This window comes from Intrasporangium zincisolvens, from assembly GCF_034724055.1.
Classification (GTDB): Bacteria; Actinomycetota; Actinomycetes; order Actinomycetales; family Dermatophilaceae; genus Monashia; species Monashia zincisolvens.
In genome coordinates, this window is sequence record NZ_JAWIIL010000003.1 from 159,553 (window position 1) to 172,538 (window position 12,986).

The 12,986-nt window shown below is 70.1% G+C and carries 10 protein-coding genes and 3 tRNA genes; 7 read left to right on the forward strand and 6 right to left on the reverse strand.

The features are described 5' to 3' along the window. Positions 1-34 precede the first annotated feature (34 nt). Positions 35-2,398: a (Fe-S)-binding protein gene (locus RY076_RS09270; RefSeq protein WP_323097377.1), complete on the reverse strand. Its 2,364-nt coding sequence runs from the start codon at positions 2,396-2,398 to the stop codon at positions 35-37. A 280-nt stretch (positions 2,399-2,678) separates the two neighbouring features. Between RY076_RS09270 and cysK the strand changes: the two genes are divergently transcribed. The 3 genes from cysK (at position 2,679) to mobA (ending at position 5,060) form a co-directional block, all read left to right on the forward strand. Next, positions 2,679-3,608, forward strand: a complete 930-nt coding sequence (cysK, locus tag RY076_RS09275) for a cysteine synthase A (protein WP_323097378.1) — start codon at positions 2,679-2,681, stop codon at positions 3,606-3,608. Positions 3,609-3,813: 205 nt separating this feature from the next. Next, positions 3,814-4,413, forward strand: coding sequence for a serine O-acetyltransferase (gene cysE, locus RY076_RS09280; protein WP_413785764.1), 600 nt, complete (start codon positions 3,814-3,816; stop codon positions 4,411-4,413). A 41-nt stretch (positions 4,414-4,454) separates the two neighbouring features. After that, positions 4,455-5,060 carry a molybdenum cofactor guanylyltransferase gene (gene mobA, locus RY076_RS09285; RefSeq protein ID WP_323097379.1) on the forward strand — a complete coding sequence of 202 codons (606 nt, stop codon included), beginning with the start codon at positions 4,455-4,457 and terminating at the stop codon, positions 5,058-5,060. A 46-nt stretch (positions 5,061-5,106) separates the two neighbouring features. On the opposite strand, the gene RY076_RS09290 is transcribed toward mobA, so the two are convergent. Then, a tRNA-Ser gene (locus tag RY076_RS09290) sits at positions 5,107-5,192 on the reverse strand. A 545-nt stretch (positions 5,193-5,737) separates the two neighbouring features. On the opposite strand from RY076_RS09290, the gene folP reads away from it, so the two are divergent. Then, on the forward strand, positions 5,738-6,664 hold the full coding sequence (gene folP / locus RY076_RS09295; protein ID WP_413785765.1) for a dihydropteroate synthase: 927 nt from the start codon (positions 5,738-5,740) through the stop codon (positions 6,662-6,664). Positions 6,665-6,890: 226 nt separating this feature from the next. Next, positions 6,891-7,094 (forward strand): cold-shock protein, encoded by a 204-nt coding sequence (locus tag RY076_RS09300; protein WP_013491183.1) that lies wholly within the window; start codon positions 6,891-6,893, stop codon positions 7,092-7,094. 204 nt (positions 7,095-7,298) lie between these two features. Here the strand turns inward: RY076_RS09300 and RY076_RS09305 are convergent, their stop codons facing one another. Further along, on the reverse strand, positions 7,299-8,831 hold the full coding sequence (locus RY076_RS09305; protein ID WP_323097381.1) for an LCP family protein: 1,533 nt from the start codon (positions 8,829-8,831) through the stop codon (positions 7,299-7,301). A gap of 202 nt (positions 8,832-9,033) precedes the next feature. On the opposite strand from RY076_RS09305, the gene RY076_RS09310 reads away from it, so the two are divergent. Further along, positions 9,034-9,120, forward strand: a tRNA-Ser gene (locus tag RY076_RS09310). A 248-nt stretch (positions 9,121-9,368) separates the two neighbouring features. Here RY076_RS09310 and RY076_RS09315 read toward each other — a convergent pair. Both RY076_RS09315 and RY076_RS09320 read right to left on the reverse strand, forming a co-directional pair. Further along, positions 9,369-9,860: a DUF6328 family protein gene (locus RY076_RS09315; protein ID WP_323097382.1), complete on the reverse strand. Its 492-nt coding sequence runs from the start codon at positions 9,858-9,860 to the stop codon at positions 9,369-9,371. A gap of 157 nt (positions 9,861-10,017) precedes the next feature. Next, positions 10,018-11,964, reverse strand: coding sequence for a phosphoenolpyruvate carboxykinase (GTP) (locus tag RY076_RS09320; RefSeq protein WP_413785755.1), 1,947 nt, complete (start codon positions 11,962-11,964; stop codon positions 10,018-10,020). 322 nt (positions 11,965-12,286) lie between these two features. Between RY076_RS09320 and RY076_RS09325 the strand changes: the two genes are divergently transcribed. Further along, positions 12,287-12,359 (forward strand) — tRNA-Arg (locus RY076_RS09325). Positions 12,360-12,413: 54 nt separating this feature from the next. Here RY076_RS09325 and RY076_RS09330 read toward each other — a convergent pair. After that, complete coding sequence (locus RY076_RS09330; RefSeq protein WP_323097384.1) at positions 12,414-12,959, reverse strand: hypothetical protein; 546 nt, start codon at positions 12,957-12,959, stop codon at positions 12,414-12,416. Between the last annotated feature and the right edge of the window lie 27 nt (positions 12,960-12,986).

Here is a 12,986-nt window from a genome sequence, read left to right on the forward strand (position 1 = left end):
GGAGGGGGCCGTTCGACGTGTGGTGCCGGACGCGTCAGGCGATCGGGGCGGGCTCCGGGTCGGGCTGGGGCTCCTCGACGGCCTCGGGCTCACCGCCGCCGTCGCCCCGGCGCACCGCCGCGAGCAGCATCTGGGCGACGTCGACGACCTCGACCTCCTCGCGGGCGTTGCCGTCCTGCTTGGCGGCGTTGAGGCCGTCGCTGAGCATGACCTTGCAGAACGGGCAGCCGATGGCGATGCGGTCGGCGCCGGTGGCGAGGGCCTCCTCGGTGCGGTTGCCGTTGATCCGCGTGCCGAGCTTCTCCTCCATCCACATCCGCGCGCCGCCGGCGCCGCAGCAGAACGACGTCTCGCGGCTGCGCGGCATCTCGGCGTACTCGACGCCGGGCAGCGCGCCGATGAGCTCGCGCGGCGGGGCGTACACGCCGTTGTGCCGGCCGAGGTAGCACGGGTCGTGGTAGGTGACCTTGGCGCCGGTCGACGCGGCGCCGGACTCCTCGTTCTCTCCGGGGCGGGCCACCGGCGTCAGGCGCTTCTCGCGGACGAGCCGGTTGAGCAGCTGCGTGTGGTGCAGCACCTCGTACTGCCCGCCGAGCTGTGGGTACTCGTTCTTGATCGTGTTGAAGCAGTGCGCGCAGGTGACGACGATCTTCGTCGCGCCGACCTCGTTGAGCACCTCGACGTTCTGCTGGGCGAGCATCTGGAAGAGGAACTCGTTGCCGGCGCGTCGGGCGGAGTCGCCGGTGCAGGCCTCGCCGTCACCGAGGACGGCGAACTCGACGCCGGCGGTGTGCAGCAGCTCGGCCACGGCGCGCGTCGTCTTCTTGGCGCGGTCCTCGTAGGCGCCGGCGCAGCCGACCCAGAAGAGGTACTCGACCTCGGAGAGGTCCTCGACGTCCTGGCCGACCTGCTTGACCTCGAAGGGGAGGTCCTTGGCCCAGTCCATCCGCAGCCGCGGCGCGAGGCCCCACGGGTTGGAGTTCTTCTCGAGGTTCTTGAAGAGGTTGTTGAGCTCGGCGGGGAAGGCCGACTCGATGAGGTTCTTGTACCGACGCATGTCGACGATGGCGTCGACGTGCTCGATGTCGACGGGGCACTGCTCGACACAGGCGCCGCACGTCGTGCACGACCAGAGGACGTCCTCGTCGATGACGGCGTCGGGCCCGTGCGGGTTGTAGGCACCGAGAGGGTTCGTGATGTCGTAGCCGGTCTGCCCGACGAGCTGCTCGGTGGCGACCGCGCCCTTCGTGGCGTCGGTGAAGTCGCCGTCCGCACCGTTCGTCGCGGCGTCGATGCCGGCGGCGCGGACCTCCTCGGAGGCGAGCAGCCACGGCGCCTTCGCGTGCGCGTGGTCGCGCAGCGTCATGACGAGCAGCTTGGGGGAGAGCGGCTTGTCGGTGTTCCAGGCCGGGCACTGGCTCTGGCAGCGGCCGCACTCGGTGCACGTCGTGAAGTCGAGCAGGCCCTTCCACGTGAAGTCCTCGACCTTGCCGACGCCGAGCGCGGCGTCCTCGTCGAGGTCCTCGACCTTCTCGAAGTCGAGCACCTCGCCGCCGACCCTGATCGGCTGCAGCTCGCCGAGGCTGGTGCGGCCGTCGGCGTGCCGCTTGAAGAAGATGTTGAAGAAGGCGAGGAAGCGGTGCCAGGCGACGCCCATCGTCGGGTTGAGCGCGATGGTGATCATCCAGGCGAAGCTGATGAGGATCTTGACCGCCGCGACGACGACGATCGCGTTCTCGAGTGTGTCGACGCTCGCGCCCTTGAAGAGCTCGCCCAGCCACCCCGTGAGCGGGTAGTGCAGCGCGTTGGCGTCGCCGACCGCGGTTGTGCCAGTGGTGCCGCCCCAGAACTCGAGGGCGTACTCGAGGCCGCGCAGCGTGAGGATGCAGAGAGTGACGCCGAGGATCGTGAGCTCGACGTAGTAGGCCTGCCAGAACGTCGAGCCGAAGAAGCGGCTGCGCCGGCCGTGCTCGCCGGCGGCCGAGCGCGGGTGGTTCTTCTGGCGGATCGCCATGAGAACGAGGATGCCCACGAGCCCCGTCCACGCGAAGAACTCGGTGACCCACTCGTAGAGGAAGAAGTGGCCGATGAGCGGCAGCGCGAAGTCCGCCTTGAACAGCTGCCCGAACGCGTTCAGGAGCGTGAAGAACAGGACGCCGAAGCTGATCATCGTGAACCAGTGCGCCGCGGCCACGACCGGCAGGCGCGACATCCTCGTGTGGCCGAGAAACTCGCGCAGCAGGGTGCGGGTGCGGGCGCCCTTGGCATCGCCCCGGTCCTCGGGCTGGCCGAGGCGGAACGTCGCCAGGAAGCGGTTGACCGTCTTGACGAGCAGGGCCACCGCGACTGCGGTGACGCCGAGGCACACGACGGCGGCGACGATCTGGAGCGCACTCATGCCGGGGAGTCTACTGACGAGTGAGCAGGCGCTTAGTGAATGTGACGGGCGCCTCGGCGTGACGCTCGTCCCGGTTTCGGTCGGGTCTTGAGTGGGTCGGGCCAACCGGACGGCGACCTGATCGCGACCCGATGACGACGGGGTTTGAGACCGGATCCTGAGCCAGTGGGTTGGCAAACGATAACGGAGTGTTGGAATATGCATAACGAAGGCCCGGTTGTCTCGGATGACCGAGCCACCGAGCCGCACCATCACGCCGACTGCCGAAGGGGCCACACGCATGCCGATCCACGACGACGTCACGAAGCTGATCGGGAACACCCCGCTCGTCCGACTCAACCGGGTCACCGACGGCGCGCCGGCCACGGTGGCGGCCAAGCTCGAGTTCTACAACCCGGCCAGCTCCGTCAAGGACCGCATCGGCGTCTCGATCATCGACGCCGCCGAGGCCAGCGGTGAGCTCAAGCCCGGCGGCACCATCGTCGAGGCCACGTCGGGCAACACCGGCATCGCCCTCGCGATGGTCGGCGCTGCCCGCGGCTACACCGTCGTCCTGACGATGCCCGAGTCGATGAGCAAGGAGCGCCGTGCGCTGCTGCGGGCCTTCGGTGCCGAGCTCGTCCTCACCGACCCGGCCACCGGCATGAAGGGCGCCGTGGCCAAGGCCGACGAGATCGCGGCCGAGCGCGGTGGTGTCCTCGCCCGCCAGTTCGCCAACGAGGCCAACCCCGAGATCCACCGCAAGACCACCGCGGAGGAGATCTGGAAGGACACCGACGGCGCGGTCGACATCGTCGTGGCCGGCATCGGCACCGGCGGCACCATCACCGGCGTCGGCCAGGTGCTCAAGGCGCGCAAGCCCGACGTCAAGATCATCGCCGTCGAGCCCGAGGAGTCGGCGATCCTCAACGGCGGCCAGCCGGGCCCCCACAAGATCCAGGGCATCGGTGCCAACTTCGTGCCCGAGATCCTCGACACCTCCGTCTACGACGAGGTCATCGACATCAACGCCGACACCGCCGTGAAGTACGCGCGTCGGGCCGCCACGGAGGAGGGTCTTCTCGTCGGCATCAGCTCGGGTGCCGCGATCGCCGCCGCCGCGCAGGTCGCCCAGCGCCCCGAGAACGAGGGCAAGACGATCGTCGTCATCATCCCGTCGTTCGGCGAGCGCTACCTGTCCACCGTCCTCTTCGAGGGCCTCGTCGACTGAGGACCACACCGGTCCTCGAGGAGTCGGTCACATGAGCACCGCAGCCACCAGGGACGCGGACGAGGCGATGACCTCGTCCCGTCGTGCGGCCGAGCCCGCGCTGTCGATCGTCCGTGGCGTGCGCGACGCATCCTCTCCCGTCACGCACGTCGCGGATCTACGCGCCGGCGTCGGCGACGCGTCCCCCGAGGCCCCGACGGGCGACGTGCCCGGCCCCGGCGGCCCGCTGGGCTGGGTCCGTCGCGTCGTCGAGCGCGCTCGCGAGGACGTCGACGGCGCGCTGGCCCGCGACCCCGCGGCCAACTCGCGCCTCGAGGTCGTGCTGACCTCGCCCGGCCTGCACGCGATCTGGGCGCACCGTGGCCTGCACGAACTGTGGAAGCACCCCGCGGGACGGCTGCCGGCACGCGTCCTCGCCACGGTCACCCGTTCGGTGACCGGCGTCGAGATCCATCCGGCCGCGCGCATCGGGCGCCGATTCTTCATCGACCACGGGATGGGCGTCGTCATCGGCGAGACCGCGGAGGTCGGCGACGACGTCATGCTCTACCACGGGGTTACCCTCGGCGGCCGCTCGCTCGAGCACGTCAAGCGCCACCCGACCGTCGGCAACCGCGTCACGATCGGCGCCGGCGCGCGCGTGCTCGGGCCGGTCCTCGTCGGGGACGACGTGCAGGTCGGCGCCAACTCTGTCGTCGTCAAGGACGTGCCGGCGGGTGCCGTCGCCACCGGCATCCCGGCCGTTCTCCGCTTCCCGAAGCGCGACGCCACCAACCAGTGGGTCGACCCCGCCATCTACATCTGAGCCGGCATCCGACCAGCGCACCCGGCTGCGACACTTGCCCGGTGAGCGACACCGAGCCCGATGACGCACGCGTCGACCGACGCGTCACCGTCGTCGTGCTCGCCGGCGGCACGTCGCGCCGCTTCGGCGCCGACAAGCTCGCGGCCCCCTTGGGCGCCTCGACCGTCCTCGACCGGCTCCTGGACACGCTGCCCGTCGGGTGGCCAGTCATCCTCGTCGGACCGGCCCGGGAGACTGTCCGCTCCGACGCCGTGTGGGTTCGCGAGCACCCTTCCGGCGGAGGGCCGCTCGCGGGCGTCGCAGCCGCGGCGGCCATGGTCGCCACCGAGCTCGTCGCGGTGGTGGCCGGAGACATGCCCTTCGCGGCGCCGGCCCTGGCGACGCTCGTCGCCGCGCTCGACGTGTCAGGACCCGACGTCGGGGGAGCGGTGGCAAGGGTCGACGGCCGGAGCAATGCTCTCCTCGCCGCCTATCGGGCGGACGCGCTGCGAGCGGTGCTTCCGGCATCGCCGCACGGGCTCCCGGCCCGGACCCTGCTCGCCGTGCCGCACGTCGCGGTGGCCGTGCCGGTCGCACTGGCCCGCGACGTCGACACCACGGACGACCTCGAGACGGCGCGCGCCCACCTCGGTCGACCGCCCCGGTGAGGGCCGGCCGCCGCAGCGGGTGTCACCTCGCTGCGCGCGGGCCGGTTGGCGGAGGGTGTGGGATTTGAACCCACGGAGGTTTCCCTCGGGCGCTTTCAAGGCGCCTGCACTCGGCCACTATGCGAACCCTCCAGCGGCGCCGTGACGACGCCGGGCCCCATCATGCCGCACCCGGCAGGATCCCTCCCAACCGTCGTGACCCCGGACATGGAAAAAGGGCCTCCGGCAAGCCGGAGTCCCTTTGTTCTCATGCTGATCCGCGAGCGGATCGATGCCTGGCACTCCTCAGAGGAGACCGAGCATCTCCTCGTAGGTGGTGTGTGCCTTGTACTGTCCGACCGGCTGACGGCGGGGCGGACGGTTCAGCGCCGCGAAGAACGACACGAAGTGCGACATCTCGGTATTCAGTTTCCTTGGGTGGTGAACCCCGACCGATCCCTCGTCCGGGGTCCGGGTGGTCGACCGTCGTTGCGGGACGGTCGGGACCGGCAGACCATCCGCCCGCCCGGACGGGAGCGGTGCCGGGAGGGCGGACGACGTCTGCAGGACAATGGTAACAGTTCGACAACCATGCTTTGACCAAGGGTTGACCCGCCGGAACGTGCGTGAGATACGCAAGTGTGACGCGACATCAGAGCCCGGATCCGACGCCCTCGACCGCAGAGATCCTCGCCCGACTGGCACCCCTCGACCTGCCCCGCCCGGCCCCGCTCGTCCTGCGCGGCAGGCGATTCGACGCGTCGGTCCCGGCGGTCATGGCGATCGTCAACCGCACCCGTGACTCGTTCTTCAGCGGCAACCGGCACGACGACCTCGACTCGGCCAAGGCCGCCGTCGACTCGGCTCTCGAGCTCGGCGCCGACATCGTCGACGTCGGCGGGGTGCGGGCCGGCCAGGAGGGCGAAGCCGTCGACGCCGACGAGGAGATCCGCCGCGTCGTGCCCTTCCTCCAGTGGGCCCGCGAGGCCCACCCGACCGCGGTCCTCAGCCTCGACACGTGGCGCTCGGAGGTCGCGCGGGAGGCGACCGGCGCCGTCGACCTCGTCAACGACACGTGGGCCGGCCACGACCGCGACCTCGTCCACGTCGCCGCCCAGGTCGGCGCCGGCTACGTCATCTCACATACCGGAGGGCTCCCGCCACGGACCGACCCCGTCGACGTGACGTACGGCCCCGACCCGCTCGACGTCGTGCGCGACGTCGTCGACACCCTCGCCCACGGTGCGCGCACCGCCGTCGAGGCGGGGATCCCACCCGAACGGGTCCTCGTCGACCCCACCCTCGACTTCGGCAAGACCACGGCCCACTCCCTGGAGGTGCTGCGTCACACGTCCGACGTGGTGGCGCTCGGCTTCCCTGTGCTGCAAGCGATGTCGCGCAAGGACTTCGTCGGCGAGAGCCTCGACCTGCCCGCCGAGGAGCGGCTCGAGGGCTCGCTCGCCGCGACCGCCGTGGCCGCGTGGCTCGGGGCCACGGTGTTCCGGGCGCACGACGTCCGAGCCACCCGGCGGGTCCTCGACATGGTTGCCACGATCCGCGGCGACCGACCCCAGGCGGTGGCGCTGCGCGGGGTGCCTCGCGGCACCGCGACGGACGACGCGTGAACACCCGGAAAATCAGTGAACTCCGACAGGTCCGCGGCGCGGTATTCTGCTAGGTTCGTTGCCGGTTGCAGTTGCAGTTCCTCGCTGTCGAGCAGGTGCCCGTCCCCAACCGGTGGCGGGTCTTCTCTTCGGCGCGGCGAGTTCGCTCGTCCGGTGGGTTCAGAGCGGCAGCTCGGGAGGCACGAGGTGTGCCGTCCCGCACGCAGAAGAAGGAAGAGTTACCCGTATGGCACAGGGCACCGTCAAGTGGTTCAACGCCGAGAAGGGCTTTGGTTTCATCGCCCAGGACGGCGGCGGCCCCGACGTCTTCGTCCACTACTCGGCCATCCAGTCGAACGGCTACCGTTCGCTGGACGAGGCTCAGCGCGTCGAGTTCGAGGTCACGCAGGGCCCCAAGGGTCCGCAGGCCGACGCAGTTCGTCCGCTCTGATACACCGGAGAACACCGCAACGAGCGACACCTACGTCGTGTGTGCAGAGCCCCCGACCGCATGGTCGGGGGCTCTGTTCTGTCTGAGGGTCCGTGCGCGACGCGCTGCTCCTGACGCGCTGACCGAACGCCCCCTGAGACGCGCCGAGAGCGCCGAGGGCGCTGGGCGAGTGGGGCGGCCTGGATGTGCGACCGCCCCACCGCCTCAGCACTGCTCGTAGGGCGTCGTGGTCGGGGACGGCGTCGAGGTCTTCGTCTTCGTCGGGGTGCCCGTCGAGGAGCTGCCGCTCGAGGACGGCTTCGGCTTCGGCGCCGCGATGCCCTTGCGGACGAGCTCGCGGACGAGCTCGTAGTCGGGGTTGCTCGAGAAGACGCCCACCGACGAGGTGAGGGCGACGCTGTTGATCTTCGCCTTCTGGACCCGCTCGACGAGGTCGACGAACGCCGGCAGGTTCTGCGCCGGGATGTCGGTGAAGATGTTGTCCTTGAGGATCTTGGCGATCTCGGGGTACTTGCCGACCATCGCGGCCGGGTTGACCTGCTTGACGATCGCCTGGACGACGCAGCGCTGGCGCATCTGGCGGTGGGTGTCGTCGTCGGCGGCGCGGGTGCGGGCGTACCAGAGGGAGTGCCAGCCGTCGAGGTGCTGGAAGCCCGGCTCGAAGTAGCCCTTGACGCCGAAGAGGTGGCCGTCCGGGGCGTGCTCGCCGCCGATGGTCAGCTTCGTGCCGTAGCCGGACAGCTTGACGTTGATGTCGAGCCCGCCCATGGCGTCGATGAGCTGGGAGAAGCCCTTGAGGTCGATGACGACCATCTGGTCGACCTTCAGTCCGGTGATCTCCTGGACGGTGCCACGGATCTCGGTGCGGCCCGGGGACTCGCCCGCGGGGTATGCGTGCGGGTGGTTCTTCGCGTAGTTCTCGGCGTCGACGTAGAGGTTGGTCAGCATGCACTGGCCGGCGCCCTGGTCGCACGTGCTGTCGGGGTCGCCGAAGCTGCCGGACGGGTAGATCGCGCGCAGCGGCGACTTGGCGGCGAGCGGCGCGTTGAGCAGGTTGCGCGGCATCGAGATGAGCGCGGTGCGGCCGGTCTTGGTGTCGATGCTGGCCAGGATCATCGAGTCGGTGCGGATGCCGACGCGGTCGGCCCCGGCGTCGGAGCCGATGAGCAGGATGTTGACGCGGGCCTGCTTGGCCCACGGGTCCTCGCCCTCGGCCACCTGCGCGCCCTGCCCGGGCTTGACCGGGCTGTTGCCGAAGACCTGGGCGACGGTCGACTGGGTGATCGTCGCGTACTCGGCCACCTTGAAGGAGGAGGCGGCGACGAGGAAGACCATGACGGTCGTGAAGGCGGCGAGGAAACGGGTGCGGGTGCGGTCGAGGCGGGTCGGCCGCGACTGGATCGCGGTGAGGATGATGGAGCCGCACCAGAGGATGCCGCCGAGGATGAAGAGCCCGGCCATGGCCATGAGCAGGTTGGGTCGGGCGACCAGCGAGAGTGCCGCGTTCGTCACACCGGTGGTGAGGACGTAGTAGGCGAGCAGGGCAGCGCTGGCGATGGCCACGACGAGAAGGACCCAGCCGATCTTGCGGCTGCGGGTCTGGGTCAGGCCGGCGCCCGGGACGACGGTGCCGAGGACGGTGAGCCCCAGGGCGCGTCGGAAGCCCGACCTCAGTTCACGACGCAGCGTCTCGCGGGTCTGGGACGTGCCCGGACCGCGCACTGTCGGGTAGGTCATGGGATCCTCTCTGCTCGGCACGGGCGCTCGGCCGCCTCGACATTGTGCCCTGACTTGCTGTCAGATACCTCATCGGGATCTGGGACGAGACAGGGGGTCGTAGACCCCGGTTTGGGTGACACGGTCCGGGGCCGGTACCCTGACACCCGCCCGTGCATCCGTCGCCGCGTCGCTCCGCGTCGCGCTGCCGGTCGACGGGCACGGAGGCGTCGCATAGTGGCCTAGTGCGCCCGCCTGCTAAGCGGGTTGAGGATAAAACCTCTCGCGGGTTCAAATCCCGCCGCCTCCGCTCCAGAACGTCGAACGCCCCCGAGCGAGCTCGGGGGCGTTCGACGTTCTTCCACGGAGGCGGCGCGATGCCGGGAGGAGCGGCTGGTCGAGGCGAGGAACGAGCTGCGACCAACGCGACGGCGTCCCGCCGCCTCCGCGTCGCGCGAAGCGCGACCCGTCGTGGCCTTTCGACGATGAAAGGGCAGCCGATCGTGGCCTCTCGACGGTGTCAGCGCGACCCGTCGTGGCCTCTCGACGGTGGGGAGGTCAGCCGGCGTCGGTGCGTCGGCGGCGGCGCCGCTGCGACAGCGGCAGTGCCACCCACAGTGCGGCCGCCAGCACGGCGAGCCCGCCGCCGATCCAGAACGCCGTCGAGTGCGACAGCAGGACGTCGAGGACGAGGACCACGCCACCGACGATGCCGACGGCGAGGAGGAACAGCCCGGTGCCGATGAGGTGGTCGGTGTGGCGGACCACGTAGTCCTTGAGGCCCTCCCGGAACAGCACCCGGTGCATCGCGACGGGTGCCATGAACACGAGCGTGGCGACCGCGACGGACAGCAAAGTGGCGACGTAGATGGTCCGCTGCAGGCCGGTCAGCTGGGAGAAGCGCTGCTGGAAGGGGATCGTCAGCAGGAAGGCGAACAGGATCTGCACGCCCGCCTGGACGATCCGCACCTCCTGCAGCTGCTCGTTGAAGTTGCGGTCGAGCCGCTGGGCCTCGCTCTCGTCCCGCTCGTAGGCGTGTGGGTCGCTCATGCCTCAGGTGTACCCGCAGAGGGACCGGCGTGCGGACCGTCCGCGCGGAACTCCACAGGGGCAACGGCGGCGACGGCAAGGGCCCGGCACCCCGTGGGGTGCCGGGCCCTGCATCACGTCGTCCGCCGTCGCCGGCACGCGCCGGCGGACCGACGCGTCAGCCTGCGCTGACGCGCGCGCGCAGCGTGTCGAGCTCGGTGCGCAGCTCGGCGGGCAGCTGCTCGCCGAACTTGTCGAACCACTCCTCGATGAGGGGCAGCTCGGCCTCCCAGTCGGACGCGTTGACGGCGAGGGCCTTGGCGACCTGCTCGGGCGTCATGTCGAGGCCGTCGACGTCGAGGGCCTCGGCGGTCGGCACGAGCCCGATCGGCGTCTCGACCGCTTCGGCGTCGTCGTCGAGGCGCTCGACGACCCACTTGAGGACACGGCTGTTCTCGCCGAAGCCGGGCCACAGGAAGGAGCCGTCCTCCTCGTCGCGGCGGAACCAGTTGACGCCGAAGATGCGCGGCAGCTTGGACGCGTCGGCGCGCTTGCCGATCTCGAGCCAGTGGTTCATGTAGTCGCCGGCGTGGTAGCCGATGAAGGGCAGCATGGCCATGGGGTCGCGGCGCACGACGCCGACGGCACCGACGGCTGCGGCCGTGGTCTCGGAGGAGAGCGTCGCGCCGATGAAGGTGCCGTGGTTCCAGTCGCGCGACTCGTAGACGAGCGGCACGGTCGTCTTGCGGCGCCCTCCGAAGAGGATGGCGTCGATCGGCACGCCGTTCGGGTTGTCGTACTCCGGCGCGATCATCGGGCACTGCTTGGCAGGCGTGCAGAAGCGGCTGTTCGGGTGGCTCGAGAGCGTGCCCGTCTTGCCGTCCTCGGGGGTCCAGGAGTTGCCGTGCCAGTCGGTGAGGTGGGCCGGCGGCTCGTCGGTCATGCCCTCCCACCAGACGTCGCCGTCGTCGGTCAGGGCGACGTTGGTGAACACCGAGTTGCCCTTGTCGATGGTCGCCATCGCGTTGGGGTTGGTCGAGGCGCCGGTGCCCGGCGCCACGCCGAACAGCCCGAACTCCGGGTTGACGGCGTAGAGCCGGCCGTCCTCGCCGAACCGCATCCAGGCGATGTCGTCGCCGACCATCTCGGCCTTCCAGCCGGGAACCGTCGGGGTGATCATCGCGAGGTTCGTCTTGCCGCAGGCCGACGGGAACGCGGCGGCGACGTAGTGGACGGACCCCTTGGGCGAGGTGAGCTTGAGGATGAGCATGTGCTCGGCCATCCAGCCCTCGTCGCGGGCGATGGCGCTCGCGATGCGCAGCGAGTAGCACTTCTTGCCGAGCAGGGCGTTGCCGCCGTAGCCGGAGCCGTAGCTCCAGATGGCGCGCTCCTCGGGGAAGTGGACGATGTACTTGGTGTCCGAGCACGGCCACGCGACGTCGGCCGAGCCCTCGGCGAGCGGGGCGCCGACCGAGTGCAGGGCGGGCACGTAGGAGGCGTCGGTGTCCTCGATGCGGCGCAGGACCTCGTCGCCGCAGCGGGCCATGACGAGCATCGAGACGACGACGTAGGCGGAGTCGGTGATCTCGACGCCGAACATCGGGACCGTCGCGTCGAGGTGGCCCATGACGAACGGGATGACGTACATGGTGCGGCCCTGCATCGAGCCGCGGTACAGCTCGGTCATCCGAGCCTTCATCTCGTCGGGCGCCATCCAGTTGTTCGTCGGACCGGCGTCCTTCTCCTCGACGGAGCAGATGTAGGTGCGGTCCTCGACGCGGGCGACGTCGGACGGGTCGCTCTTGCAGTAGAAGGAGTTCGGCTTCTTGTCCTCGTTCAGACGGACGAAGGTGCCGGCGTCGACGAGCTGGTCGGTCAGCTCGGTCCACTCCTCGGGAGTGCCGGTGATCCAGCGGATGTCGCGCGGCTGCGTCAGCGCGGCGACCTCGTCGACCCAGGCGGCCAGGCCGGCATGCGTCGTGTGCGTACTCGGTTTCTCTTGGGTCGTGGTCACTTGCGGGCCATCCCTTCGCGCGGTGCACTGCCGGCACCACGTCGTGCCGGTTCTGCTGCTCGCTCGCGGGCCCTCGTCAGGCGCGGGTGGCGCCTCGCCGGGTGTCCACATAGTGAGCAGATGACGTGATGGACTCACCGTACGCCCGGCCCGGAGCGCCGATGACCGGTCTGTCCTCCGGGCCCGGTGAAACGGCTCACACCCGTTCGGCGTTGCAAGCCGTGCGACCGGATCATGTCGGTTTCTTGCAGGAATTGCAGTGGGATTGCCGGTCGGTGGACAGGCGCTGTCGTCCGGTCGCGACGCACCGCGCGAGACGCGTCCCGCGACGTCGCCGACGCGCGTCGGAGGAGCCGCGTCACCTCGATTTCGTGGTTCGCGACCCGGGGCGCTAAGGTAACTTCTCGTCCCGCCCGGAAGGGCGAAAGACACTGCACCCGTAGCTCAACGGATAGAGCATCTGACTACGGATCAGAAGGTTAGGGGTTCGAATCCCTTCGGGTGCACTCTGTGTTGAGACAGAAGGCGAAGGCCCCGACCGGATGCGGTCGGGGCCTTCGTCATGTCCGTGGCCGCCGTGTCTGCCCGTCAGGTCTGGGTCTCCACGCCGAAGAGCAGCAGCAGGAATCCGAGCCCGGCCAGGCCGCACAGCACGATGGCCGGCAGGGACCGCTCGCCCTGGCGCCACGACGCGAGCAGGACCGCGAGGCCCGACAGCCCGCGAGGACGAAGCCGCCCTGGACGGCGAGGTTCTGCACGGCGCTCCCGTGTCGCGACCCGACCTCGACGAGCGGCGCGACGGCGGAGGCCACGACGCCGACCACGAGCATCGCCACCGCCACCCAGCCGAGGTGGCTCGTCGGCAGGACCGTGACCGGCCCGCCGCCGGTCCGCAGGTGGTGAACCACGGCGAGCACGCCGCCCGCGACGACGAGGGTGAAACCGACGTAGAACACGACGGCGAGGTCCTGCCCCTGGAAACCGAGCGCCACGACGACGAGGACGGCACCGACCAGCAGCAGCCCGGCGCCGAACCGCCGCGTGCGTGGGGAGAGCGCATCCGTGGTCGAGGTCGTTGGGGGCGGGGTGTCGGTGCGCGGGCTCATGGCGGCTCCTTCGACACCTTCATCGTC